This window comes from Flavobacterium fluviatile, assembly GCF_010645065.1.
Lineage (GTDB): Bacteria > Bacteroidota > Bacteroidia > Flavobacteriales > Flavobacteriaceae > Flavobacterium > Flavobacterium fluviatile.
Map to the genome: position 1 here is coordinate 13,249 of NZ_JAADZW010000014.1, position 23,262 is coordinate 36,510.

Below are 23,262 nucleotides of genomic sequence, written 5' to 3' on the forward strand. Positions count from 1 at the left end.
TTACAAACTAATTTTTTCTAGTTCGAAATGAATTTTCAGGTATCCTCAGAATATAGTCCAAAAGGAGATCAGCCTCAGGCAATCCAAAAACTTGCTCAAGGTATTGCTGATGGCGAAAAATATCAAACTTTATTAGGTGTAACGGGTTCAGGTAAAACATTTACAATGGCCAATGTGATTCAGGAAGTACAAAAACCTACCTTGGTTTTGGCACACAACAAAACTTTGGCAGCGCAGTTATATTCGGAATTCAAACAATTTTTTCCCAATAATGCGGTAGAATATTTTGTGTCCTATTACGACTATTATCAGCCGGAAGCTTTTATGCCGGTTACAGGGGTCTTTATTGAGAAGGATTTATCTATTAATGAAGAACTGGAAAAAATGCGTTTAAGCACGACATCTTCATTGCTTTCCGGACGCAGGGATATATTAGTAGTTGCTTCTGTTTCTTGTTTATACGGTATCGGAAACCCAGTGGAATTTCAAAAAAATGTTATTGAAATATCAAGAGATCAGGTTATTTCCAGAACTAAATTATTACACAGTTTAGTACAAAGTTTATACGCCAGAACGGAAGCCGATTTTAATCCCGGCACTTTCCGGATTAAAGGTGATATTGTAGAAGTTTATCCAAGTTATGCCGATGACGCTTATCGAATTCACTTTTTTGGAGATGAAATAGAGGAAATTGAATCGTTTGATGTAAAGACATCACAGGTAATTGAAAAGTTTAAAAGACTTACCATTTATCCGGCAAATATGTTTGTGACCTCCCCGGAAGTGTTACAGGGTGCCATTTGGCAGATTCAGCAGGATTTGGTAAAACAGGTTGATTATTTTAAAGAAATAGGCAAACATCTGGAAGCGAAACGTCTGGAAGAACGTACTAATTTTGATTTGGAAATGATTCGCGAATTAGGCTATTGCTCCGGAATCGAGAATTATTCCCGCTACCTTGACGGAAGAGAAGCCGGAACAAGACCTTTCTGTCTGCTGGACTATTTTCCAAGTGATTATTTAATGGTAATTGACGAAAGTCACGTAACTGTTTCTCAGGTTCACGCCATGTACGGGGGCGACCGAAGCCGAAAAGAAAATCTGGTTGAATATGGTTTCCGTTTGCCTGCCGCAATGGACAACCGGCCGCTGAAATTTGAAGAATTCGAAGCCATGCAAAATCAGGTAGTCTATGTTTCTGCAACTCCTGCCGATTACGAATTGCAAAAATCAGATGGAATTTATGTTGAACAGATCATTCGTCCAACAGGATTATTAGATCCGGTTATCGAAGTAAGGCCGAGTCTGAACCAGATTGATGATTTGATTGAAGAAATTCAGGTACGTTGCGAACTGGACGAAAGGGTTCTTGTAACTACCTTAACTAAAAGAATGGCAGAAGAATTAGCCAAATATTTAACTAAAGTGAATGTTCGTTGCCGCTATATTCATTCAGAAGTAGATACTTTAGAACGTATCGAGATTATGCAGGATTTACGAAAAGGAATTTTTGATGTGCTGATTGGAGTTAACCTGCTTAGAGAAGGGCTCGATTTACCGGAAGTTTCTTTGGTTGCTATTTTAGATGCCGATAAAGAAGGTTTTTTAAGAAACCACAGATCTCTGACCCAGACCATTGGTCGTGCAGCCAGAAATATAAATGGAAAAGCGATTATGTATGCGGATAAAATTACAGCCAGTATGCAAAAAACAATTGATGAAACGAATTACCGCAGAACCAAACAAATTAATTTCAATACAGAAAACGGTATAACACCTCAGGCATTAAATAAAAAAATCGATTCAGCCTTTACCAAAAATCCTTTGGTCGAATATGAACTTGGACATACTGTGCAAGCAGCTGCGGAACCGGAAGCATCTTATTTATCAAAACCTGAATTAGAAAAATTAATTCGCGAAAAACGTAAATCGATGGAAAAAGCGGCTAAAGACCTCGATTTTTTGCAGGCAGCCAAATTGCGTGACGATATTAAAAAGTTACAAGAACAACTTTCATAGAACTCTCTTGTTTCTTTTAAAAGCCTTAATTTTGCAGTTCTTAAAATATTTATCTTTCAATTTTTCTGATGCTTTCAAATTTTAAAAATCATATTTCGGCAAGATTTCAGTTTCTGGAAAACAAAAAACTGTTTCTTGCTGTCAGCGGCGGACTGGACAGTATGGTTTTACTGCATTTGTTTCAGCAATTAGAATATGAAATTGCGGTTTTGCATTGTAATTTTCAGCTTCGTGGACTGGAAAGTTTTGGTGATGAGGACTTCATTCGGAATTACTGTGAAGAAAATAATATTTCCGTTTTTATAACGCAGTTTGATACCGAAGCTTTTGCAAAAGACTACAAACTTTCGACTCAGGTAGCAGCTCGGGAACTCCGATACAGCTGGTTTTATGAATTATTGTGTAACCATAAATTTGATTTCATCCTGACTGCCCATCATGCCGATGACAATCTGGAAACCTTTATTATCAATTTAAGCCGCGGCACTGGATTGGAAGGTCTAGTTGGAATTCCTGAACAAAATGATAAAATTATCCGTCCGCTTTTGCCTTTTTCAAGAGAAGAAATTCTGGAATATGCAAAAGATAATACTATAAAATGGCGGGAGGACAGCAGTAATGCTTCTAATAAATATCTGCGGAATAAAATCCGTCATGATTTAGTGCCTGTTTTAAAAGAAATCAATCCAAATTTCCTGAAAGCTTTTCAAAAAACACAATCTTATTTGCGTGAGTCTAATGAAATGGCTGAAGATGCATCGATCCTGATTTACCAGCAGGTAGCAAAAGAAGAAGGGGAAGAAATACATTTTAATTTAAATCAGCTTAAAAAATTGCCCAACTATAGATCATATTTGTATCAATGGCTAAACGAATTTGGATTTCTGGCATGGAACGATATTTATGATTTAGTAGATGGACAGACCGGAAAACAGGTATTTTCTCCAGAATTCAGATTGCTAAAAAACAGGGAAACACTAATTTTGAGTCCCTTTACACAAACCGCTGAAAAAGAGAATTTTGAAATCTATGAAAACGATCAGGACGTTAATTTTCCCTTAAAGTTGAAGTTTTGTAATGTAAGTCACATTACTAAAGATTCAAATAAGACTATATTTGTGGATGCTGAAAAAATTCAGTACCCATTGATTTTACGGAAATGGAAAGAAGGTGATTCGTTTCAGCCTTTTGGAATGAATGGAAAGTCAAAGAAAATTAGTAAACTTTTTAAGGATGAAAAGTTATCTCTGCTTGAAAAAGAAAACTGCTGGCTATTGTGTTCAAAAGATCAGATTGTATGGGTAGTGGGCATAAGGCAGGATGAAAGATTTAAAATAGATAATACCTCAAATAAAATACTTAAAATAGAACTGCAATAATGAACTTTAATCAATCCCGTCAGGCTGTAATGCCAGGAAGTTTCCGGAGTAAATATGCTCTGCTTTTACTGTTTTTCTTTTTTGCTTTTGCAAATAGTAACGCCCAAATTATAGAGCCGGTAAAATGGACTTCAAAAATCGAGAAGAAATCTGAGACTAATTTTGTTTTAATTTTTGACGGAATTATAGAAAAAGACTGGCACATGTATTCCCAGTTTACACCGGAGGGAGGTCCTTTGGCTTTGGAAATTGCCTTTAAAAACCAAAAAGGAAATTATGAGTTGATCGGCAAAGCAAAAGAAGGAAAAACAAAAACAGCCTTTAATGACATCTTTGGTGTAAACGAAACTTTTTTTGAAGGGAAAGCACATATTGAGCAGGAAATTAAGATAGTAAATCCAAATTTAAAAACAGTCGAAGCTGAATTTGATTTTCAGGTTTGTAAAGAAGTCTGCATCAATTCAAATAAAAAATTCTCAATTCCTATCCCGTCTATATCGAAAGTAGAAGCTTCAATTCCAACGATATCTGAAACTAAATTAGATGAAACTAAAGTAACAGGGATCGCCGTGGACACATTAACTTCTTCCACAGAAAAAACTAAAACAGCATCAGCTAAATCTGAAATTGAAAATAATGACACAAAATCTAAATTGCCTGAATCAGCTTCCGGAATGAGTTTATGGTCTATTTTCTTTTTGGCCTTTTTATCAGGATTTGCCGCTTTGTTCACGCCCTGCGTATTTCCTATGATTCCAATGACTGTTAGTTTTTTTACAAAACAGAGCAAAACAAGGGCACAGGGAATTAGTAATGCTATTTTTTACGGAATATCTATTATTGTAATTTATGTCGCTTTAGGCTGGCTTGTAACCTGGATTTTTGGGGCTGATGCCTTAAATGATTTAGCTACTAATGTTTGGTTTAATTTAGGATTCTTTATTTTACTGGTGATTTTCGCCACCTCATTTTTGGGAGCTTTCGAAATTATGCTTCCTAGTTCATGGGCTAACAAAGCCGATCAGCAAGCTGACAAGGGAGGATTGATTGGGATATTATTTATGGCTCTTGCATTAGCTGTAGTTTCTTTCTCTTGTACAGGACCTGTGGTCGGACCTTTACTGGTTATTGCAGCTTCGACCGGAGGAATCGCTCCGGTAGTGGGTATGCTTGGTTTTTCATTAGCACTTGCTTTACCCTTTATGTTTTTTGCCATGTTTCCGGGATGGCTGAATTCATTGCCAAAATCAGGTGGATGGCTGAATACCGTAAAAGTAGTTCTGGGATTCTTAGAGCTGGCTTTGGCGTTTAAATTTTTATCGAATGCCGATTTGGTTTTACAGTTGCATTTTCTCGAAAGAGAAGTCTTTTTGGTAATCTGGATTGCTATTTTTGGAGCTTTAGCTTTATATCTGTTCGGAAAAATTACCTTGCCTCATGATAGTCCTTTACAGCATATTTCTGTTGGAAGATTGTATTTAGGATTGATTACTTTGGCTTTTACTGTTTATCTGATTCCCGGACTTTGGGGAGCACCTTTAAAACTGATTAGTGCTTTTCCGCCGCCGCCAACATACAGTGAAAGTCCACTTGGAATAGGCGGTTCAGATGCTTCAAATACGAACACACAAGAATTGCCAAAGGGAGCAAAATTAGGTCCGCATCGTATTGTTGTGTTTGATGATTATGGAAATGGTTTAGCCTACGCAAAATCTGTAAATAAACCTATTATGCTTGATTTTACGGGACATGCTTGTGTAAACTGCAGAAAAATGGAAAACAATGTCTGGTCTGATGAAAAAGTTTTGCCAATCTTAAAAAAAGAGGTGGTTTTAATTTCTTTATATGTCGATGACAAACGCCCATTACCTAAGGAAAAACAATTTGTAACAGCTGCAGGAAACAAAATCGAAACAATTGGTGACAAATGGACCGAGTTTATGATTTCAAAATATAAAACGAATACACAACCCTTATATGTTATTACTGATTTAGAAGGGAATAATTTAAACAGTTCAAAACCAACAATCAGCTATGTTGATACTGAAGAATATTTGATCTGGCTAAAAGAAGGAATTTCAAATTTTAAGTAACATTTACTTATAAGCCACTTTCATTATGGGAAGAGTGAAAAACTGATTGTTGTAATTTAGCCCCGATTATTTTTTATGGCAAAATTTAAATGAGCCCTAGTATTGAATGCTTATTAAGGTGAATATTGTGCAATTAAAGATATAAGTTCGCATGAAATTGGTCATATGTTTGGTTTGCATCATTGCATTGTTGCAGATTGTGTAATGAACGGAACAGACAGTATGAGTGAAACAGACAGAAGCGATGAGAATTAGAATAATTCTTAAATTCTGCATATTGTTCGGTAATAACAAGCTGTTTCATTTCAATAATAATAAACTCATCAAAATGGTTTATTTTTGCATCATAAATTACAATAATATGGAAAATTCTGTTGCAAGTAAAGAGTTTCTTTTTGGAGAGGAAATTCAGTGGGAAATGGTTGGAGAAGGTATAAAGCGTAAAATTTTAGCTTTTGACAACCGCGTTATGCTGGTAAATGTATATTTCGAAAAAGGCGCAATAGGTGCTTTGCATGAACATTACCATACGCAGGTTACTTATGTAGCAAAAGGAAAGTTTGATGTTACCATAAACGGAGTTACAAAAACGCTCAAAGAAGGGGATAGTTTTTATATTCCGCCTCATGCAATTCATGGCGTTTTGTGTTTAGAGGAAGGAATGCTGACGGACGTATTTAGCCCAATGCGAGAAGACTTCATGAAACAGTAATCAATACGATTATCAAAATGCCAATCTGATTACGTCAGAACATTGAAAATTTATACATTTTTTAAAATTGGGATAGAAATTAGAATGGTATTTTTGCAAAATGAATTTATCCAAAACGAATGTCCTGTTTATGGCAGCCTGCACCGGACTCATAGTTGCAAATCTGTATTACTGCCAGCCTTTAATTGTTTTAATTGCAAACGAATTTAAAATCCCTGAAGCGAATGCAGGGACAATAACTTATCTCACGCAGGCTGGCTATGCTATAGGCTTGTTTTTTATGGTTCCATTAGGCGATAAAATAGAACGAAAGAAGCAAATCTTAATCACCACTTTTGCTTCAGTAATTGCACTGCTAATTGCTGCTACTGCAAAAAGTTTCCTTATATTACAAATTGCTTCCCTGCTTATCGGGATTACTTCAATAGTGCCACAGCTTATTTTACCTTTGGCAGCATCATTAAGTACCCATGAACAACGCGGAAAAGTTATTGGTACTATAATGAGCGGCTTATTGGTGGGGATATTACTTTCCAGAACTTTAAGTGGTTTTATTGGCCAGATTTTGGGCTGGAGGTCGATGTTTTACATCGCTGCCGGAATTTGCCTGTTGATCTTTTTTGTAATTCAGAATAAGTTTCCTGTCAATAAACCTCAGTTTCAGGGTTCTTATGGCCAATTAATTCAGTCTCTTTTTACACTTATAAAATCCCAGCCGGTTTTGCGCGAAGCAACTGCTATCAATGTATTCAGTTTTGCGCAGTTTGGTGCTTTCTGGACCACTATGGTTTTACTGCTTTCGGGAGAACCTTTTCATTTTAGCAGTGCTTCGATTGGTTTGTTTGGAATTGTGGGTGCTTCAGGGGCTTTGGCAGCACCATTAGTTGGAAAAATGGGAGACAAAGGAGGCTCAAGAGTCGCAGTTGGTTATGGCTGTCTGTTAATACTGATCAGCTTTTTGGTTTTTTATTTTTCTATAGAAAGCGTTATCGGAATAGCCATTGGAATTGTATTTATTGATATCGGTATCCAGGGTGTTCATATTTCAAATCAAACAAGGGTTTATTCATTGCTTCCTGAAGCGAGAAACCGATTAAATACGGTTTTTATGTCCTTCAGCTTTTTAGGGACAGCCGCCGGATCAGCTTATGGTTTGTTACTATGGAAATTAGGCAGATGGCACGCGGTAACTATCGGATGTGTTGGCTTGTCGATATTGTCATTAACTGTTTACGGACTTACTTATAAAGCAAAATCTAAAAAATAGAAAGCACAAACTGATAAAAAATTAATTTGTAAATTTGCGTTCAATTAAAAAATCACAACAATGGAAAACGGAATATACGCTAAATTCAACACTAGTAAAGGTTCAATTTTAGTAAAATTAGCACATGAGTTAGCACCAGGAACCGTAGGGAATTTTGTAGCGCTTGCAGAAGGAAATATGGAAAACAGAGTAAAGCCTCAGGGGCAAAAATTCTATGACGGTTTAACTTTTCACAGAGTTATTCCAGATTTTATGATTCAGGGTGGCTGTCCTAAAGGATCAGGAATGGGAGATCCGGGATACAAATTTGATGATGAATTTCACCCAAGCTTAAAACATGATCGTCCAGGGATATTGTCTATGGCCAATTCAGGACCAGGGAGTAACGGATCTCAATTTTTTATCACGCACGTCCCAACTCCATGGTTAGATAATAAGCATTCTGTTTTTGGACATGTTGTAGAAGGTCAGGATGTTGTAGATGCAGTTGCTCAGGGTGATGCTCTTGAAACATTAGAGATTATCAGAGTAGGTGAAGAAGCTCAAAAATGGAACGCTATAGAGGCTTTTGTTGGTTTAAAAGGTGCCCGTCTAAAACGTGAAGCGGCTTTAAAAGCTGAATCTGAGGCAAAAATGGAACAGTTAGCTGCCGGTTTTGATAAAACAGAAAGCGGTTTGCGTTATAAAATGATTCAAAAAGGAGACGGTAAAAAAGCAGAAGCCGGAAAAACAGTTTCTGTACATTACGAAGGCTCATTAGAAAACGGAAAAGTTTTTGATTCTTCTTACCCTAGAAAAAAACCAATCGAATTTAAATTAGGAATGGGCCAGGTTATCGAAGGATGGGATGAAGGGATTGCTTTATTGCAGGTTGGAGACAAAGCCCGTTTTGTAATACCATCAGATTTAGCGTATGGACCAGGCGGTGCTGGTGGTGTAATTCCTCCGCATGCAACTCTTATTTTTGACGTAGAATTAATGGATGTAAAATAAAATATATTTTATTATTTAAAAATTTCCCATTCGTTTTCCGGATGGGATTTTTTATGTTTTTTCTAAACAAATTATATTCATTTATAACTGTAGAAAGTGATGAAGTAATTGTAAATGAAACTATTACTAAAATATTTTGAATATAAAAAACACCTTCATGCATGAGGTGTTTTAAAAATTAATAACTGGATGCTATTAGTATTATTTACTTCAATTATTTTTAATGTTTTTATTCAGGCAGGAAATTCCCAGTTTACCTGATCGTTTTCTTTAAACCCAATAACAGCAACGCTTAAAGGTGTCAAAATGATGTTTTTCTTTCTTGTACATTTGCTAAAGAAGGCAAAACAATTTAGTAGTTTATTTCCATTTAATGTTACAGCCTATGCTTGGTTTTTGAATTTCATTTAAGCTTCTGTTATAAATCAAAGCATCAATGGCGCTTCGTAGATCGTTTCCGCTTAACGGTATTCCGTTTCCGGGTCTCGAATCATCTAACTGACCTCTGTAAAACAAACGGTTTTGGCTGTCAAATAAATAAAAATCGGGTGTACAGGCTGCATCATAAGCTTTTGCAACTTCCTGTGTTTCATCAAATAAATACGGAAAATCAATTCTGTTTTTCAAAGCAAATTCAGTCATCTTTTCAGGGGAGTCCTCAGGATATTTTTCAAAATCATTGCTGGAAATTGCAATAATCCCAATTCCCTGAACCCGATAATCATTGGCAATCATCACGATTTCGTTAATAACATGAAGTACAAATGGGCAGTGGTTGCACATAAAAATGACAAGCGTGCCCTTTGGTCCTTTTAAATCCTCAAAAGAAAATTCATTATTTGAATTAGTATCTTTTAGAATGAAGTCTGGAGCAATAGTTCCAAGAGGAATCATATTTGAAGGTGTTCGTGCCATTTTCTAAGAATTAGTTGGTCAAAAATAACTTATAATTCTTAAAAGAATGTGTACTACTGTAAAATATATCCAAAGAAGTTTTACGTACAAGTAAAGTTCTTTGGATATAAAATTAATTTTTTAGGAATTTAGAAAGTTGAGCAAATCCTGATTCAATCGGTCTTTTTCTGTGTAAAATAAACCATGAGGAGCTCCTTCATAGACTATAAAAGTACTGTTGGGTATAGCTTCAGCAGTTTTCTGTGAGCTCACTTCTATTGGAACATTTTTATCGTCATCTCCATGAATAATCAGTGTTGGAACTTTTATAGTGTGTAGCTCATCTCTGAAATCGGTATTCGATAGAGATTCTGCGCATTTTAGTGTTGCTCTTGGAGAAGCTGCAGCACACAGATTTCTGTAATACTCCAATAAAGGTGTACTTAATGGTTTGTTGATTATATTGACTCCAAAAAAAGTCTTCCCAAAATTTTCAAGAAATCCTATTCTGTCCTCTCTGATTGCGGCTGCGGTTGCTTCACCTTTTTCTTTTGGGCGACCTTCAGGATTGTCATCTGTTTTTAGAAGAAAAGGAATAATGGATGAAATTAAGGCTGCTTTTGTAACGCCTTTTCCTCCATGACGGCTAAAATAGCGTACTACTTCACCACCTCCCATAGAAAAACCAACTAGAGTCACATTTTCTAATTGAAGCTGTTCGATAATTTCTTTTAAATCATCCGTCATGGTATCATAATCATAACCATCCCACGGCTGCGAAGATTTTCCAAAACCACGGCGATCATATGTGATAACCCTAAAGTTATTCTGAACTAAAAATTCAATTTGGTATTCCCACATATCACCCGAAAGCGGCCATCCGTGCACTAAAAGAACGGGCTTACCTTTTCCGTAATCTTTCACATAAAGTTTTACATTCTGGGCAGTTTCAATATATTTATCGGTGTTTTGAAGTTGGATATCAAATTCGGAATCTCTAAGAGTCGGACTGGCATTTATGATACTATTTTCCATTATACATTTTTTATGTTGACTTAAATAATTTGATTTGTAAAATTAAAAGCAAACGTCAAAAAACGTTTATAGAATTAGTGTCATTTAATTACAAAATTAATAGGTTTGCAAATCTTATAAGAAAAAAAAGTGGATTTAACCTGGAGTGAATTTGAAAGAACCGACATGCGTATTGGAACCATAGTCGATGTAAATGATTTTCCTGAAGCAAGAAAACCGGCCTATCAGCTTACGATTGATTTTGGTTGCGAAATTGGTATTCGAAAATCATCGGCACAAATTACAAAACGATACCAAAAGCAAGATCTGCTGAATCGGCAAATTGTGGCTGTTGTAAATTTTCCTAAAAAACAAATAGGGAAATTTATGAGTGAATGCCTGGTACTGGGTGCTGTAGGCGAGGAGGGAGACGTTATTTTATTAGCTCCCGATTTTAAAATAGAAAATGGTCTCAGAATAGGATAAAGGTTAGTATTCAAAACCGTAGTATACAGTGATCACTTTTTTAGTATTCAGTTTTAAATTTCGACAAATAAAGGTTAGTTTTTAAGCTGAATACTAAAATTCTGATTACTGATCACTTTTATCTAATTTTTTCAATCAATTGCTGTAAAATCGCCTGACCTTCTTCCCAGTATTTTAAATCAGAATCAGAGTTGATGTGTCCTTGCTGCCCCACATTTACAAAATCGCTGCCCCACATTTTTGCAAAATACTGTTTTCTTTCAAAAGAAGCGTAAGGATCATTTTCGCTCGCGACAACTATTGAAGGAAAAGGCAATTGATAAAGTGGCATTGGTGAAAAATTTCGAACAACATCTGGTGTGTGCTCCGGTGAATCAACATCTGCGGGAGCCACTAATAAAGCACCGATTATATTTTTGTTTGAATTGGTTTCTGCCCAATGTAATACCAAAGAAACTGCGAGACTGTGTGCAACTAAAATCGTTGGATTTTCAAGTTTTGAAACTTCTTCATTTAAGCGTGTAATCCAGTCTTCCCGAACAGGCTCCTCCCAGTCGTCCTGAATCAGCCGAATTGAATTTTTGAATTTTTCGTGCCAAAAGGTCTGCCAGTGTTTTTCACCGGAATTTCCGAGTCCCGGTAGAATTAATAGTTGAGTCTCCATTGCCGTGGATTTTTTTAATAATTATTTTTTAGGCTGTTTTTCTTTTACAACTCGGTTTACTTCGTTCACCAGTAATGGAAAACCGGGTTCGGTCATGCCATGGCCGTATCCATCCAGTTCAAAAAGTTTTGTTTGCTTATGCCCAACAAGTTTCATCATCCTTTCCATGTATGCGTTTTCTTCATAACGTCCCAACATTTCTAATTCGCGATCTCCGGTAATTAACAAAACAGGAGCAGCATCTGAACGAACATGAAATAAAGGGGCAAAAGTATCAATTGTGGATTGTTTTTCGGGAATTCCGTTTTCTCGTCTGATTTCAAAATGTGTGATGCATTGACTGCTAAACGGAATTAATCCTGCGATTTTATTGGCATCAATGCTTTCTTTTTGCAGCCATTTTTTATCCAAACCAGTCATTAATGTAAGATAAGCTCCTGCAGAATGTCCTGAAACAAAAATTGAGGATGTATCACCTCCATAGCCCGCAATGTTATTAAAAGCCCAGGCGATAGCTGCTGCCGCATCTTCAATACATTTTGCTGCTTTTACTTTTGGAGATAATCTGTAATTAACCGCAATAATTGCAAAACCTTTATTTTTTAACGCCTCCGGAATTTCTTTGCTTCCGCCGGTTAATCCGCCTCCGTGAAACCAGACTATGGTGGCAAAATCCTTAGTGTTTTTTGGATAATAAATATCTAAAACACATCTTTCATTGATATAGGAATCAGATTTATTGGCTGCTGCAGTATAATATTGAATATTTTGTTTTATCTCATATTCTGATTTCTGAGCAAAAGTAGAAAATCCAACAATAAGCAAACTAAGTAAAAATGCTAGCTTTTTCATATACATTAGTTATTCAATTTTAAAATCACCTTCCAGTCCATTTTCAGCATGGGAAGCAATCCAGACTTTAAAATCACCCGGTTCTGTTTTCAGTTCCATTTTATCATTATAAAAAGCAAGGTCTGAAACAGGAATTGAAAAGTTTACTGTTTTAGATTCTTTAGGCTTTAATTCGATTTGTACAAAATCTTTAAGCTCTCTGACAGGTCTGACAATACTTCCTGTAATATCACGAACGTATAATTGAACAGTTTCGGTTCCTGTATGGTTGCCTGTATTGGTAATAATAGCAGAAACGTTTAACTTTTCGGTGTTATTATTTTTTAAGATTTTTTTCTCGATTTTTAAATCATTATAGGAGAAAGTGGTGTAACTCAATCCAAATCCAAAAGGAAACTGTGGCTTGTAACCTGCATCCAGATAATGCGAATTGTTTCCTAAAGAACTTTGCCAGGCTTCGACAGGAATATCCTGAATTGCAACAAAAGTTTGTGGATCAGCTGGTCTTCCTGTGTTTGGATGATTGTAATAAACAGGAATCTGGCCTGCTTCTTTTGGCCAGGTTACGGGCAGTTTTCCTGATGGGTTTACCAGCCCCATTAATATATCTGAAATTGTGGGACCTGCCATGGTTCCTGGATGCCAGGCCATAATGAATGCATTGACTTTTGGTAAAACGGCTCCCAGAGTTATCGGCCTTCCTGCCATTACGATTAATACGATTGGTTTCCCGGTTTTTTGTAATTCGGATATTAATTTCTCTTGTAAACCGGGTAAATTGATATTTGCCCGTGAATGTGCTTCCCCTGAAAGAATGGCTTCTTCTCCTGCGAAAAACAAAATGACATCTGATTTTTTAGCTGCTGTCATTGCGGATGTAAATCCTTCTTCAGATAATGAGCGGCTATGTGAAAGTCCGGAAGCATAAAATACATTATTTTCTCCAAAACTATTTTGTAAAGCTTTAAGTGGGGTTTGGGAATCTTCCTTATTTCCATCGAAAATCCAAGTACCCAATTGTTCTCTGGGAGCATCTGCCAAAGGTCCGATTACAGCAATTTTTTGATTGGGTTTTAATGGTAAAACTGAGTTTTCATTTTTTAATAAAACACAGCTTTTGGCAGCAGCAGTTTTGGCAACTGTTAAGGCATCGGTATTTAGAAGTGAAAACTTTTCACGATCTTTAAAATAAGGGTTTTCAAATATGCCTGCTCTGAATTTTATTCTCAAAATATTACGAACCATTTCGTCTAATTGTTTTTCAGAAATTTTTTTTTCAGCAATTAGAATTTTCAAATGATTCGCATAAGATAAACTTGTCATTTCCATATCCAGTCCGGCTGAAGCAGATTTAAGCGCGGCGTCTTTTTCATCGGCTGCAAAACCATGTGGAATCATCTCAGTAACCGAATTCCAGTCGCTCACTACAAAACCTTCATATTTCCATTCTTCACGTAAAATTTTTTTCAGTAAAAAACTGTTCCCTGAAGCCGGAATTCCGTTAAGGTCATTAAAAGAACTCATGAAAGTTGCTGCACCTGCTTTTGCTGCCGACTCAAAAGGTTTCAGATACACATTTCGAAGTAAGGATTCAGACATACTTACGGTGTTGTAGTCTCTGCCTCCTTCTGCAGCACCATAAGCTGCAAAATGTTTTGCACAGGCCAATATCTGCCCGGGAACAGAAGGGTCATCTCCCTGAAATCCTCTGATGTATGCAGTTCCTAATCTGGATGCCAATAAAGGATCTTCACCCGGAGATTCAGCGATTCTTCCCCAGCGGGCATCTCTGGCAATATCGACCATCGGGGCAAATGTCCAGCTGATACATCTTGAATAGGATTCATTAGCCGCAATTTTTGATGTTTTTTCGACCAGTTCCATGTCCCATGATGCAGCTAATCCTAAGGGAATTGGGAAAATGGTTTTGTATCCGTGAATAACATCTCTGCCGAATAATAACGGAATGTGTGTCGGGCTTTCCTCAACAGCAATTTTTTGTATTTGAAGAACGAGATCAGGATCGGTAAGGTTTAAAATGGCTCCAACCAATCCCATTCGGACTTCTTTTTTAAGTTCTTCAGACAATCCTTTACTACGGCTGGAAGTTCCTTTCAGGCACGCCTGACCGATTTTTTGTTCTAAAGTCATTCCTTTTATGACTTTGTCTATCTTTTTCTCAATATTTAAATCTGATTTTTGGCTATACGAAACTGTGTTTATCCAGAGAGGAAATAATAAACAATAAAGCAATCTTGTGGTTAATGTTTTCAAGGTTAGTGGTTTTTGATTTAAATATATAAAAAAAGTCCAAAATGCAAAGCATATTGGACTCGTACTTTTGGAAAGTTATATTATATTAAATATCGTCAAAATCGATATCTGTAAAGCTTGATCTTTGCCCTTCAGTTTTATCAGAGCTGTATTCTTTTTTAAAATCTTTTTGATGTCTTTCAGATATTACTTCTTCACCTTTGTGGTTTAATACATAAGAAGTCATTTCGTCTAAAATTTCAGCGAATGAGCTAAAATCTTCCTTATACAAATAGATTTTGTGTTTTTTAAAATGAAAAGAACCATCCTCTTCAGTAAATTTTTTGCTTTCAGTAATCGTGATATAATAATCGTCAGCTTTTGTAGCTCTCACATCAAAGAAATAAGTTCTTCTTCCTGCTCGTAATACTTTAGAAAAAATCTCTTCTTTTTCTAACATGTCGTTTTCTCTCATAATACGTTCTATCATTTTGGAATTAATAGTACTCAAAAATCATAAAAAATTATCTATTACGCAACATTTAAAGTAATTCTTTTTCCGAAAGTTGTTTTAAATATAATGCTGAATAGTAGCCTTCCTGATTTATTAATTGATTATGAGAACCTTGTTGAATGATTTGCCCGTCTTCTAATATAATAATTTTGTCAGCATTTTTTGCAGACGATACACGATGACTTACGATTATGGTCGTTTTGTTTTTGCAGATTTCAAATAAATTATTCAAAATAGTTTCTTCGGTTTCGGTATCAACTGCTGAAAGGCAGTCGTCAAAAAGTAAAATGGCAGGATCTTTAATAATCGCCCTGGCAATAGAAACACGCTGTTTTTGTCCGCCCGAAAGCGTGATGCCTCTTTCACCTAAAATGGTGTCATATTGTTTATTAAAAGCGATAATGTTGTCATGAACCACTGCATTTTTTGCTGCCTCAATTACTTCTTCATCGGTTGCATTCTGATTGCCGAATTTGATATTATTTTTAATAGTATCCGAAAACAAAAAGGCATCCTGAGGAACAATTCCGATGTGGTTTCTTAAGTCATTTAAATTTAAAGTGCTGATTTCATTGCCGTCAATCGTAATTTTTCCTTCGGTTACATCGTATAAACGTGAAATTAAAGATAGTATAGTTGATTTTCCGGAACCGGTTTTTCCTAAAATAGCCAGTGTTTCACCTTTTTTGACTGAGAACGTTACATTTTTTAAAGCTTCAATATTAGTGTCCTGATAAGTAAAACTAACATTTTCAAAAGCAATCGATCCTTGTATATCGGATGAACCCAGATTGGTATTTTTGATTTCAGGTTCAATTTTAAGGAATTCATTCAAACGTTTTTGAGAAGCTTCTGCCTCCTGTACCATTGATGAAACCCACCCTAAAGAAGCAACAGGCCATGTAAGCATATTGACGTATAAAATAAATTCGGCAATGGTTCCTATATTTGGGATACTTCCGTTGATGTACATAACCCCTCCAAAATAGATTACAACCAGATTACTGATTCCGATAAGGGCAATCATCAAAGGGCCAAAAAGTGATTGCACTCTCGCCAGACTTAAACTTTTGCTTTTGCTTTCGTCAGACAAGGCAATCATGTTGTTCTGGTGCTGATTTTCTAACGAGTAAGCCTTGATAACCCTGATTCCGGAAAATATCTCCTGCGTAAAACTGGAAACTTTTGAAAGATATTGCTGGAAAGTAGTGCTTCGTTTGTTGATTTCTGAACTCAACTTAAAAATACAATAAGACAAAACAGGCAGGGGGAGAAGAGTGTATAAAGTCAAAAGCGGCGAAACGTTATACATATATATAATAACAATCGTAAAACGTATAAAGGTGTTGATCGTGTACATTACAGCAGGTCCAACATACATACGGACTTTTGAAACATCTTCGCTGATACGGTTCATCAAATCGCCGGTTCTGTTTTGTTTGTAGAAATTCTGGGAAAGGTTCTGGTACTGGCTGAAAACCTCATTTTTTAAATCAAATTCAATATGACGCGACATTACTATTAAAGTCTGACGCATTAAAAAAGTTAAGAATCCTGCCACAATTGCGCTTCCTATGATTAACAGTACATTATGAACTAAATCCTGCTTGTAATATCCAATAATTATTGAAGATTGTTGATCTGCATCTGATAATTTTAAGAATTTTTCAATTGTATCAAAAGACTGGCTAACCAGCTTTGGAGTGAATAAGAAAAATATTTGTGCGATTATAGTGATTAAAATCCCAAAAGAAAAACTGTATTTGTACTTAATGAAATATTTGTTTAAATAGCTTAATTCTTTCATTTTTTTAAGAAATGTGATGTTGAATTGATTTAAAATTTTGAATTATTATGAATTAAAAGTATAATAAATTGCAATTTACTCAAAACAATTATATTGTAAAATTATTAATTTAAAGTTTAAAAATTAGCGCATATTCATTTTTTATGTATGTTTGAGTTGTCTTTTTGACGAATTCATAATTTTAACTAAATAACATTAGCGCTATGGATGCAACTTTCGCAACTGGAAAGGAACTTCAAAAAATAGATCCTGTTTTTGGTCAGTTATCTTTTAACGATCACGAACAAATTGTATTTTGCAATGACAAAGATACAGGTTTAAAAGCAATTATTGGTATTCATAATTCGGTTATGGGACCGGCTTTAGGAGGTACGAGAATGTGGAATTATGCTACTGAATGGGAAGCTCTCAACGATGTTTTAAGGCTTTCAAGAGGGATGACTTATAAATCTGCCATTACCGGACTTAATATTGGAGGAGGTAAAGCGGTTATTATGGGTGATGCTAAAACGCAGAAAACGCCTGAGCTGATGCGCAAGTTTGGTGAATTTGTCCATTCTTTAAGCGGAAGATACATTACAGCTGAAGATGTTGGAATGGAAACAAAAGACATGGATACTGTTAGGGATGTTACGCCTTATGTTACGGGTATTTCCGAAGAAAGAGGCGGTTCAGGAAATCCTTCACCTGTTACAGCTTATGGTGTTTATTTAGGAATGAAAGCTGCTGCTAAAAGTCAGTTTGGTTCTGATGTTTTAGACGGTAAAAAGGTTTTAGTTCAGGGAATCGGACACGTGGGGGAAACTTTGGTTGAATATTTAACGAAAGAAGGAGCACAGGTTGTAATCACTGATATTAACGAAGAAAAACTATATCAGGTTGCTCAAAAATACAACGCTTCAATTTATACAGGACAAGATTTATATACGGCTGATGTTGATATCTATGCACCATGTGCAATGGGAGCAACAATCAATGACGCTACGATTGAAAAAATCAAGGCAAAAGTGATTGCGGGTGCTGCCAACAATCAATTAGCAGATGAAAACGTTCACGGTGCCAGATTACAGGAAAGAGGAATTTTATATGCTCCTGATTTCTTAATCAACGCAGGTGGAATCATCAATGTTTATGCAGAATTAGCGCACTATGGAAAAGCTGAAATTATGAGTAAAACCGAAAATATCTACAACACAACTTTAGAAATTATCGATTTTGCTGCAAAAAATGGCTTAACTACGCATAAAGCAGCCCTTACAATTGCTCAGGACCGTATCGATCAGAGAAAAATCGAGAACGCTAAGTAATTAGTGGTCATTGTTTGCTCTTGTTCAGTTCGTGAGTTGATATTTAAAGATTTATAATGAAAAAAAGTCTCATTTTAGTTTTACTGAATTGAGACTTTTTGTTTTCAATAACAGAAAACTAAAATAATTGAATACAGAATACTTTCTCTACGCCTTCCCGAAATAAACGTTTTTTTAATATATATAATTTTAAAATACGCTTCAAAAGTTATATTTTTGCAGACTAATTTTTAAAAGTTCTTACAAGGTGGTAAATAGAAGACACTTACGCGTTAAAGTCATGCAATCCATTTATGCAATGCATCAAAGCGGTTCTGATAATCTGGAAAAAGAAGAAAAATTTCTTTTTTACAGCATCGATAATATTCAGGATTTATATCTTATAATGCTTTCTTCACTGATTGAAATTTGCAAAAAAGAAGCTGTTTTTTTACATCTTTCAAGCAAAAAACATCTTGCAACTGCAGCAGAACGTAATCCTAACGAAAAATTTATCAAAAACAAAATTTTTCAGCTTTTGGCAGAAAGCAACTCTCTTAGCATTGCTTTAGAAAATCGTAAAATCAACAACTGGTCTTTAAACGATGATTATATCATTTTACTTTTAAATGATATTAAAGCAAGTGACATTTACAAAAAGTACATGGGCAATAATGTGAATACATTTGAGGAAGACAGGCAATTTGTAATTGATTTGTTTGAAAATGTTATTGTTCCTAATGAAAAACTGTACGAGTATCTGGAAGACGATAAACTGACTTGGGTTGATGATATTCCGGTTGTAAATACACATATCGTAAAGCAGTTGAAAGCAATCAAAACAGAAGATCCGGATGACTTCAGGGTTCCGAAATTGTACAAGGATGTTGAAGATAAGGATTTTGCTAAAGATTTGTTCAGACGTACCGTTTTAAATGAAGCCGTTTTAGCAAAAGAATACGATGATAAAACACCAAACTGGGATAGCGAAAGAATTGCAGAAATAGATACAATTATTTTAAAAATGGCCATTTGCGAATTTTTGAAATTTCCTTCCATTCCGGTAAAAGTAACGCTGAACGAATATTTAGAAATTGCGAAAGAGTATTCTACACCAAAAAGCAGTATTTTTATCAACGGAATTTTAGATAACCTTGTTAAAGAACTTACCGCTAATAAAAAGATGGTTAAGGTTGGAAGAGGATTAATGTAATTTGAAAATAAAATAATAAATTCCAATGTCACTCTGAGCGGAGTCAAAGAGCAAAAAAAACAATATTTTTAAATATAAATCAAAAACAGAATTTAATTATGGGACAATTAGGTCAATTTGCGCCATTTCTTTTAATGTTTGTGGTAATCTATTTCTTCATGATCAGACCACAGCAAAAAAGAGCAAAAAACGAAAAAGAATTTGAAAACAGCCTAAAAGTAGGCGACAAAATAATTACTAAAAGTGGTTTCCATGGTAAAGTTGTAGAGCTTGCAGAAACTACAGTTGTAATCGAAACAATGTCAGGAAAATTGAAATTAGAGCGTTCTGCTATCTCTATGGAAATGAGTGCTTCTCTGAATGCTAAAAAAGCATAAGTTTTTCAAAATTTTAAAAATATTAAATCCCAAATTCCAATTTTAAAACTGGAGTTTGGGATTTTTTTGTGCTCGATTTTGTCATTCCGAGGAACGAGGAATCTTCGTAAGTAGCTCCGCAATCTATATCGACAATCTTTGTAGAGTTTTTCGCGGAAATTCCTCGTTCCTCAGAATGACAAAAAAACAAAACCTTTATCAGTTTATAACTTTGATAAAGGCTTCGTATAAGTTTGGAATTTGAAATTTCAATCTTGGAATTTCTAAATTTTATCTGTATTTATCATTCAACCCCACATTTCCTAATATCATCGGAATCACTTTTTCTATTCTGGATAGTTTAGTTTTTTCCTGCTTAGCCGATTCAATATATTCTAAAAACTCATATTGCTTGTAAGGAGAAAACTTAGCGAAAGCTTCTTTTAAGGCTGGGTTTTGTGTCATTTCTTTTTCCAGAAGCTCAGAAACTATTACCTCTTTTTTGGAAGGCTTGATGACTTTTCCCTGTTTCTCGTTTTCAATAGCCTCTTGAATGTATTCTAATACTTCATTTTCATTGACTTCATCTTTCGAAGTAAAACGCCATTGACGCAGAGATTTTGTTAGATTCTCCTGAGCATTTATCAGTTTCTTTTTTTCGTCTTTCAGGAAAACTCCGTTGAAAAACCAAATGGCAAAATAATCTTTAAATCCGCCAAGACCGATTACGTTTTTCTTTTCATAAACATAAACCTGGCCGCCCCATTTTGTGGTTTCGGTCAGTCCGGTTTTGTCAATGATCGATTTTAGGAAAAGTAATTCTTCCTCCCATTGATCTCCGTATTTCCAAATGCCTTTATTTTCGGATTTCGATTCCAATTATCTTTTTCTTTTAGTTTTTTCATGAGCATTAAAAATTCCCGGAATCGCAGTAAGTTCCGCAATTTTTACAATCACGTCAGTTGCTTTTTGAATGCTCTCTGCAGGAACATATTCGTATTTCCCGTGAAAGTTGTGACCGCCTGCGAAAATGTTTGGACAAGGTAATCCCATATACGATAATTGAGAACCGTCTGTTCCTCCGCGAATCGGTTTGATGATTGGTTTGATATTCAGTTCACGCATTGCTTTCTCTGCAATATCGACAATATGTTTTACAGGAAGCACTTTTTCTTTCATGTTATAATACTGATCTTTAACTTCAGTAATTACAATATCTTCGCCATATTGCTTAGCGAATTTTTTATTGAATTTTTTGGCAATCTTTTCAATTAATTCTTTTCGTTTTTCGAATTTTTTTCTGTTATGGTCGCGGATAATCAATTCTAAAACAGTTTCTTCAATTGTTCCTTTTATATGATGAACATGGAAAAAACCTTCATAACCTCTGGTTTCCTGTGGTGTTTCTCCTTTTGGAAGTTCGTTGATGAAATCATTTGCAATCAGCATCGAATTGATCATTTTTCCTTTGGCATACCCAGGGTGAACGCTTTTTCCTTTGAAGGTAATTTTGGCTCCGGCAGCATTAAAGTTTTCATATTCCAGTTCACCAATCTGGCTACCGTCCATGGTGTAAGCCCATTGTGCTCCGAATTTTTCAACATCAAAATGATGCGCTCCTCGGCCGATTTCTTCATCAGGAGTAAAACCAATCCTGATTTTTCCGTGTTTAATTTCCGGATGCTGAATCAGATATTCCATTGCTGAAACAATTTCAGTAATTCCGGCTTTATCATCAGCTCCCAGCAAAGTTGTTCCATCAGTTGTGATGATGGTCTGACCTTTATACTGCAATAAATCCTTGAAGTAATTTGGAGATAAAATGATGTTTTTTTCCGCATTCAGAACAATATCTTTTCCGTCGTAATTTTCAACTATTTGCGGTTTTACATTCGCTCCGCTAAAATCCGGAGAAGTGTCAAAATGGGAAACAAATCCAATGGTTGGTACTTCATGCTCAACATTGCTTGGCAGGGTTGCCATAATATATGCTTTGTCGTCTATAGAAACATCTTCCAGGCCAATCCTTTTTAGTTCTTCAACTAATTTATTGGCAAGATTCCATTGTTTTTCTGTACTTGGTGTTGTTTGTGAATTTGGGTCTGATTCGGTATCAATTGTTACATAACTGATAAAGCGATCTATGATGTGTTGCATTTTTTTAAATTTTTAGCAAATATAGAAAAAAACCTGCCGTAAAATTTAGCTCTCAATATCTGAATTCATAAAAAAAGGGACTCTGTAAAGAATCCCTTAAGGTATTTTAAGTTTGTTATTTACTTTTTACGCATCTAAAACCAACATGGTTAGCAGCAGATCTAATTTCGCCTTTTCCTCTGGTTCCGACCATGTATCGGGTACAATATTGATCGGTACATAAAAATGAACCGCCACGGTGTACACGTTTTACTTCAGAAGGATCGCCTGGATCATAATAAGCATCAGGACCCTGAGGATTTCTTACTGTTTTTCCACTTTCTGCTAATGAGTTGTAGTAATCAACACTGTACCAGTCATGTACCCATTCCCATACATTTCCTGCAATATCGTACAAACCATAAGCATTTGGCGCGTATTGCTTTGTTGGAGCGATTCCTTTAAATCCGTCTTCACCGGTATCGCCATCTTTTATAGGGAAATGTCCCTGATAAATATTGGCCTGATATTTTCCGTTTGGTTTTAAGTTATTTCCCCACGCGTACAGATTTCCTGATTTACCTCCTCGTGCTGCAAATTCCCATTCTGCTTCTGTTGGAAGTCTTTTTCCTGCCCATTTTGCGTAAGCTTCAGCATCTTCGTAAACGACATGTACTACCGGATATTTTTCTTTTCCTTTGATCGAACTTTGCGGACCTTCCGGATGCCTCCAGTCAGCGCCTGGTTCGTAACGCCACCACTGAAGAAAATTATTCAGGTTGACTGCTGATGATGTTGGGGTAAAGACGACAGAACCTGTTATCAAATCTTCTTCGTTTGCAGTTGGAAACTCCTCTTTAGTTGGTTTTTGTTCTGCCACTGTTACGTATCCTGTCGCTTTTACAAACTTCTCAAATTCTTCGTTCGTTACTTCAGTTTCGTCCATATAATAACCATCAACATAAACGCGATGAATAGGGGCTGCATCTTTTGTAACGCCTTTTATACTGCATAAACTTTCATCTTCAATATTAGAACCCATTGAAAATTCTCCGCCGGGAATCCATACCATGCCTTCGGGAGCTTTTCCGGCAGGTTTAGTTTTGTTTTCAATAGTTGGTTTAAATGCATTCGCTTCAGTTGTGACCGGAGTATTATGACATTCCTGTATTACAGTTTCTTTTTTAGGTTTATGAACTAATTTAGTGTAACCAAATGCAATTGAAATAATGGATATTGTAAGTATACCGAAAATCCAAAAGGTTTTATTTTTCATTCTGTTAGTTTTAAATGCAATATTGTTAAGAGGACAATAAAAATATAA

General features: G+C 35.6%; 21 protein-coding genes. 11 read left to right on the forward strand and 10 right to left on the reverse strand.

Features of this window, described 5'->3' with window-relative positions; all coding sequences use genetic code 11:
- Positions 1 to 27 precede the first annotated feature (27 nt).
- From uvrB to GXM17_RS14040, 7 genes are all read left to right on the forward strand, one after another.
- Complete coding sequence (uvrB, locus tag GXM17_RS14010; protein WP_163399949.1) at positions 28 to 2,019, forward strand: excinuclease ABC subunit UvrB; 1,992 nt, start codon at positions 28 to 30, stop codon at positions 2,017 to 2,019.
- A gap of 68 nt (positions 2,020 to 2,087) precedes the next feature.
- Positions 2,088 to 3,398 carry a tRNA lysidine(34) synthetase TilS gene (tilS, locus tag GXM17_RS14015; RefSeq protein WP_163399950.1) on the forward strand — a complete coding sequence of 437 codons (1,311 nt, stop codon included), beginning with the start codon at positions 2,088 to 2,090 and terminating at the stop codon, positions 3,396 to 3,398.
- 29 nt (positions 3,399 to 3,427) lie between these two features.
- Positions 3,428 to 5,491 (forward strand): protein-disulfide reductase DsbD family protein, encoded by a 2,064-nt coding sequence (locus GXM17_RS14020; RefSeq protein ID WP_425280020.1) that lies wholly within the window; start codon positions 3,428 to 3,430, stop codon positions 5,489 to 5,491.
- 156 nt (positions 5,492 to 5,647) lie between these two features.
- Positions 5,648 to 5,746, forward strand: coding sequence for a hypothetical protein (locus GXM17_RS14025; RefSeq protein WP_482788938.1), 99 nt, complete (start codon positions 5,648 to 5,650; stop codon positions 5,744 to 5,746).
- A gap of 106 nt (positions 5,747 to 5,852) precedes the next feature.
- Positions 5,853 to 6,203, forward strand: a complete 351-nt coding sequence (locus GXM17_RS14030; protein WP_163399952.1) for a cupin domain-containing protein — start codon at positions 5,853 to 5,855, stop codon at positions 6,201 to 6,203.
- Positions 6,204 to 6,303: 100 nt separating this feature from the next.
- The gene (locus tag GXM17_RS14035; RefSeq protein WP_163399953.1) at positions 6,304 to 7,470 is read left to right on the forward strand and encodes an MFS transporter; all 1,167 of its coding nucleotides are present in this window, start codon (positions 6,304 to 6,306) and stop codon (positions 7,468 to 7,470) included.
- 60 nt (positions 7,471 to 7,530) lie between these two features.
- A complete protein-coding gene (locus tag GXM17_RS14040) occupies positions 7,531 to 8,463 on the forward strand; it encodes a peptidylprolyl isomerase (RefSeq protein WP_163399954.1) in 933 nt (310 codons plus the stop codon).
- A gap of 360 nt (positions 8,464 to 8,823) precedes the next feature.
- On the opposite strand, the gene GXM17_RS14045 is transcribed toward GXM17_RS14040, so the two are convergent.
- A complete protein-coding gene (locus GXM17_RS14045) occupies positions 8,824 to 9,378 on the reverse strand; it encodes a thioredoxin family protein (protein WP_163399955.1) in 555 nt (184 codons plus the stop codon).
- Between the two features lie 120 nt (positions 9,379 to 9,498).
- Positions 9,499 to 10,392: an alpha/beta fold hydrolase gene (locus GXM17_RS14050; protein WP_163399956.1), complete on the reverse strand. Its 894-nt coding sequence runs from the start codon at positions 10,390 to 10,392 to the stop codon at positions 9,499 to 9,501.
- A gap of 129 nt (positions 10,393 to 10,521) precedes the next feature.
- On the opposite strand from GXM17_RS14050, the gene GXM17_RS14055 reads away from it, so the two are divergent.
- Positions 10,522 to 10,857, forward strand: a complete 336-nt coding sequence (locus GXM17_RS14055) for a tRNA-binding protein (protein WP_163399957.1) — start codon at positions 10,522 to 10,524, stop codon at positions 10,855 to 10,857.
- Positions 10,858 to 10,975: 118 nt separating this feature from the next.
- Here GXM17_RS14055 and GXM17_RS14060 read toward each other — a convergent pair whose 3' ends face one another.
- From GXM17_RS14060 to GXM17_RS14080, 5 genes are all read right to left on the reverse strand, one after another.
- Positions 10,976 to 11,521 (reverse strand): RBBP9/YdeN family alpha/beta hydrolase, encoded by a 546-nt coding sequence (locus GXM17_RS14060; protein ID WP_163399958.1) that lies wholly within the window; start codon positions 11,519 to 11,521, stop codon positions 10,976 to 10,978.
- A gap of 21 nt (positions 11,522 to 11,542) precedes the next feature.
- A complete protein-coding gene (locus tag GXM17_RS14065) occupies positions 11,543 to 12,373 on the reverse strand; it encodes an alpha/beta hydrolase (RefSeq protein WP_163399959.1) in 831 nt (276 codons plus the stop codon).
- A gap of 9 nt (positions 12,374 to 12,382) precedes the next feature.
- Entirely contained in the window at positions 12,383 to 14,647 is a 2,265-nt protein-coding gene (locus tag GXM17_RS14070; protein ID WP_163399960.1) for a glycoside hydrolase family 3 N-terminal domain-containing protein, read from the reverse strand.
- Positions 14,648 to 14,732: 85 nt separating this feature from the next.
- Positions 14,733 to 15,101 carry a PUR family DNA/RNA-binding protein gene (locus GXM17_RS14075; protein WP_163400033.1) on the reverse strand — a complete coding sequence of 123 codons (369 nt, stop codon included), beginning with the start codon at positions 15,099 to 15,101 and terminating at the stop codon, positions 14,733 to 14,735.
- Positions 15,102 to 15,168: 67 nt separating this feature from the next.
- The gene (locus GXM17_RS14080) at positions 15,169 to 16,947 is read right to left on the reverse strand and encodes an ABC transporter ATP-binding protein (RefSeq protein ID WP_163399961.1); all 1,779 of its coding nucleotides are present in this window, start codon (positions 16,945 to 16,947) and stop codon (positions 15,169 to 15,171) included.
- Between the two features lie 203 nt (positions 16,948 to 17,150).
- Here GXM17_RS14080 and GXM17_RS14085 point away from each other — a divergent pair, with 203 nt between their 5' ends.
- The 3 genes from GXM17_RS14085 to yajC all read left to right on the forward strand — a co-directional run bounded on the left by GXM17_RS14085 (position 17,151) and on the right by yajC (position 19,823).
- Positions 17,151 to 18,254: a Glu/Leu/Phe/Val family dehydrogenase gene (locus tag GXM17_RS14085; protein ID WP_163399962.1), complete on the forward strand. Its 1,104-nt coding sequence runs from the start codon at positions 17,151 to 17,153 to the stop codon at positions 18,252 to 18,254.
- A gap of 280 nt (positions 18,255 to 18,534) precedes the next feature.
- Complete coding sequence (gene nusB, locus GXM17_RS14090) at positions 18,535 to 19,446, forward strand: transcription antitermination factor NusB (RefSeq protein WP_163399963.1); 912 nt, start codon at positions 18,535 to 18,537, stop codon at positions 19,444 to 19,446.
- A gap of 98 nt (positions 19,447 to 19,544) precedes the next feature.
- Complete coding sequence (gene yajC, locus GXM17_RS14095) at positions 19,545 to 19,823, forward strand: preprotein translocase subunit YajC (protein ID WP_163399964.1); 279 nt, start codon at positions 19,545 to 19,547, stop codon at positions 19,821 to 19,823.
- A gap of 270 nt (positions 19,824 to 20,093) precedes the next feature.
- Here yajC and GXM17_RS14100 read toward each other — a convergent pair whose 3' ends face one another.
- The 3 genes from GXM17_RS14100 to GXM17_RS14110 form a co-directional block, all read right to left on the reverse strand.
- Positions 20,094 to 20,681, reverse strand: a complete 588-nt coding sequence (locus GXM17_RS14100) for a YdeI/OmpD-associated family protein (RefSeq protein WP_163399965.1) — start codon at positions 20,679 to 20,681, stop codon at positions 20,094 to 20,096.
- Positions 20,682 to 21,959, reverse strand: coding sequence for a peptidase T (pepT, locus tag GXM17_RS14105; protein ID WP_163399966.1), 1,278 nt, complete (start codon positions 21,957 to 21,959; stop codon positions 20,682 to 20,684). It abuts the gene before it with no gap.
- 115 nt (positions 21,960 to 22,074) lie between these two features.
- Positions 22,075 to 23,214, reverse strand: a complete 1,140-nt coding sequence (locus GXM17_RS14110) for a formylglycine-generating enzyme family protein (protein ID WP_163399967.1) — start codon at positions 23,212 to 23,214, stop codon at positions 22,075 to 22,077.
- Positions 23,215 to 23,262 lie beyond the last annotated feature (48 nt).

Bases quoted from the DNA above. Each gene is read 5' to 3' on its own strand.
- uvrB (WP_163399949.1), top strand. From the start codon at position 28: ATGAATTTTCAGGTATCCTCAGAATATAGTCCAAAAGGAGATCAGCCT.
- tilS (WP_163399950.1), top strand. From the start codon at position 2,088: ATGCTTTCAAATTTTAAAAATCATATTTCGGCAAGATTTCAGTTTCTG.
- GXM17_RS14020 (WP_425280020.1), top strand. From the start codon at position 3,428: ATGCCAGGAAGTTTCCGGAGTAAATATGCTCTGCTTTTACTGTTTTTC.
- GXM17_RS14030 (WP_163399952.1), top strand. From the start codon at position 5,853: ATGGAAAATTCTGTTGCAAGTAAAGAGTTTCTTTTTGGAGAGGAAATT.
- GXM17_RS14035 (WP_163399953.1), top strand. From the start codon at position 6,304: ATGAATTTATCCAAAACGAATGTCCTGTTTATGGCAGCCTGCACCGGA.
- GXM17_RS14040 (WP_163399954.1), top strand. From the start codon at position 7,531: ATGGAAAACGGAATATACGCTAAATTCAACACTAGTAAAGGTTCAATT.
- GXM17_RS14045 (WP_163399955.1), bottom strand. From the start codon at position 9,378: ATGGCACGAACACCTTCAAATATGATTCCTCTTGGAACTATTGCTCCA.
- GXM17_RS14050 (WP_163399956.1), bottom strand. From the start codon at position 10,392: ATGGAAAATAGTATCATAAATGCCAGTCCGACTCTTAGAGATTCCGAA.
- GXM17_RS14060 (WP_163399958.1), bottom strand. From the start codon at position 11,521: ATGGAGACTCAACTATTAATTCTACCGGGACTCGGAAATTCCGGTGAA.
- GXM17_RS14065 (WP_163399959.1), bottom strand. From the start codon at position 12,373: ATGAAAAAGCTAGCATTTTTACTTAGTTTGCTTATTGTTGGATTTTCT.
- GXM17_RS14075 (WP_163400033.1), bottom strand. From the start codon at position 15,101: ATGAGAGAAAACGACATGTTAGAAAAAGAAGAGATTTTTTCTAAAGTA.
- GXM17_RS14080 (WP_163399961.1), bottom strand. From the start codon at position 16,947: ATGAAAGAATTAAGCTATTTAAACAAATATTTCATTAAGTACAAATAC.
- GXM17_RS14085 (WP_163399962.1), top strand. From the start codon at position 17,151: ATGGATGCAACTTTCGCAACTGGAAAGGAACTTCAAAAAATAGATCCT.
- nusB (WP_163399963.1), top strand. From the start codon at position 18,535: ATGCAATCCATTTATGCAATGCATCAAAGCGGTTCTGATAATCTGGAA.
- yajC (WP_163399964.1), top strand. From the start codon at position 19,545: ATGGGACAATTAGGTCAATTTGCGCCATTTCTTTTAATGTTTGTGGTA.
- pepT (WP_163399966.1), bottom strand. From the start codon at position 21,959: ATGCAACACATCATAGATCGCTTTATCAGTTATGTAACAATTGATACC.
- GXM17_RS14110 (WP_163399967.1), bottom strand. From the start codon at position 23,214: ATGAAAAATAAAACCTTTTGGATTTTCGGTATACTTACAATATCCATT.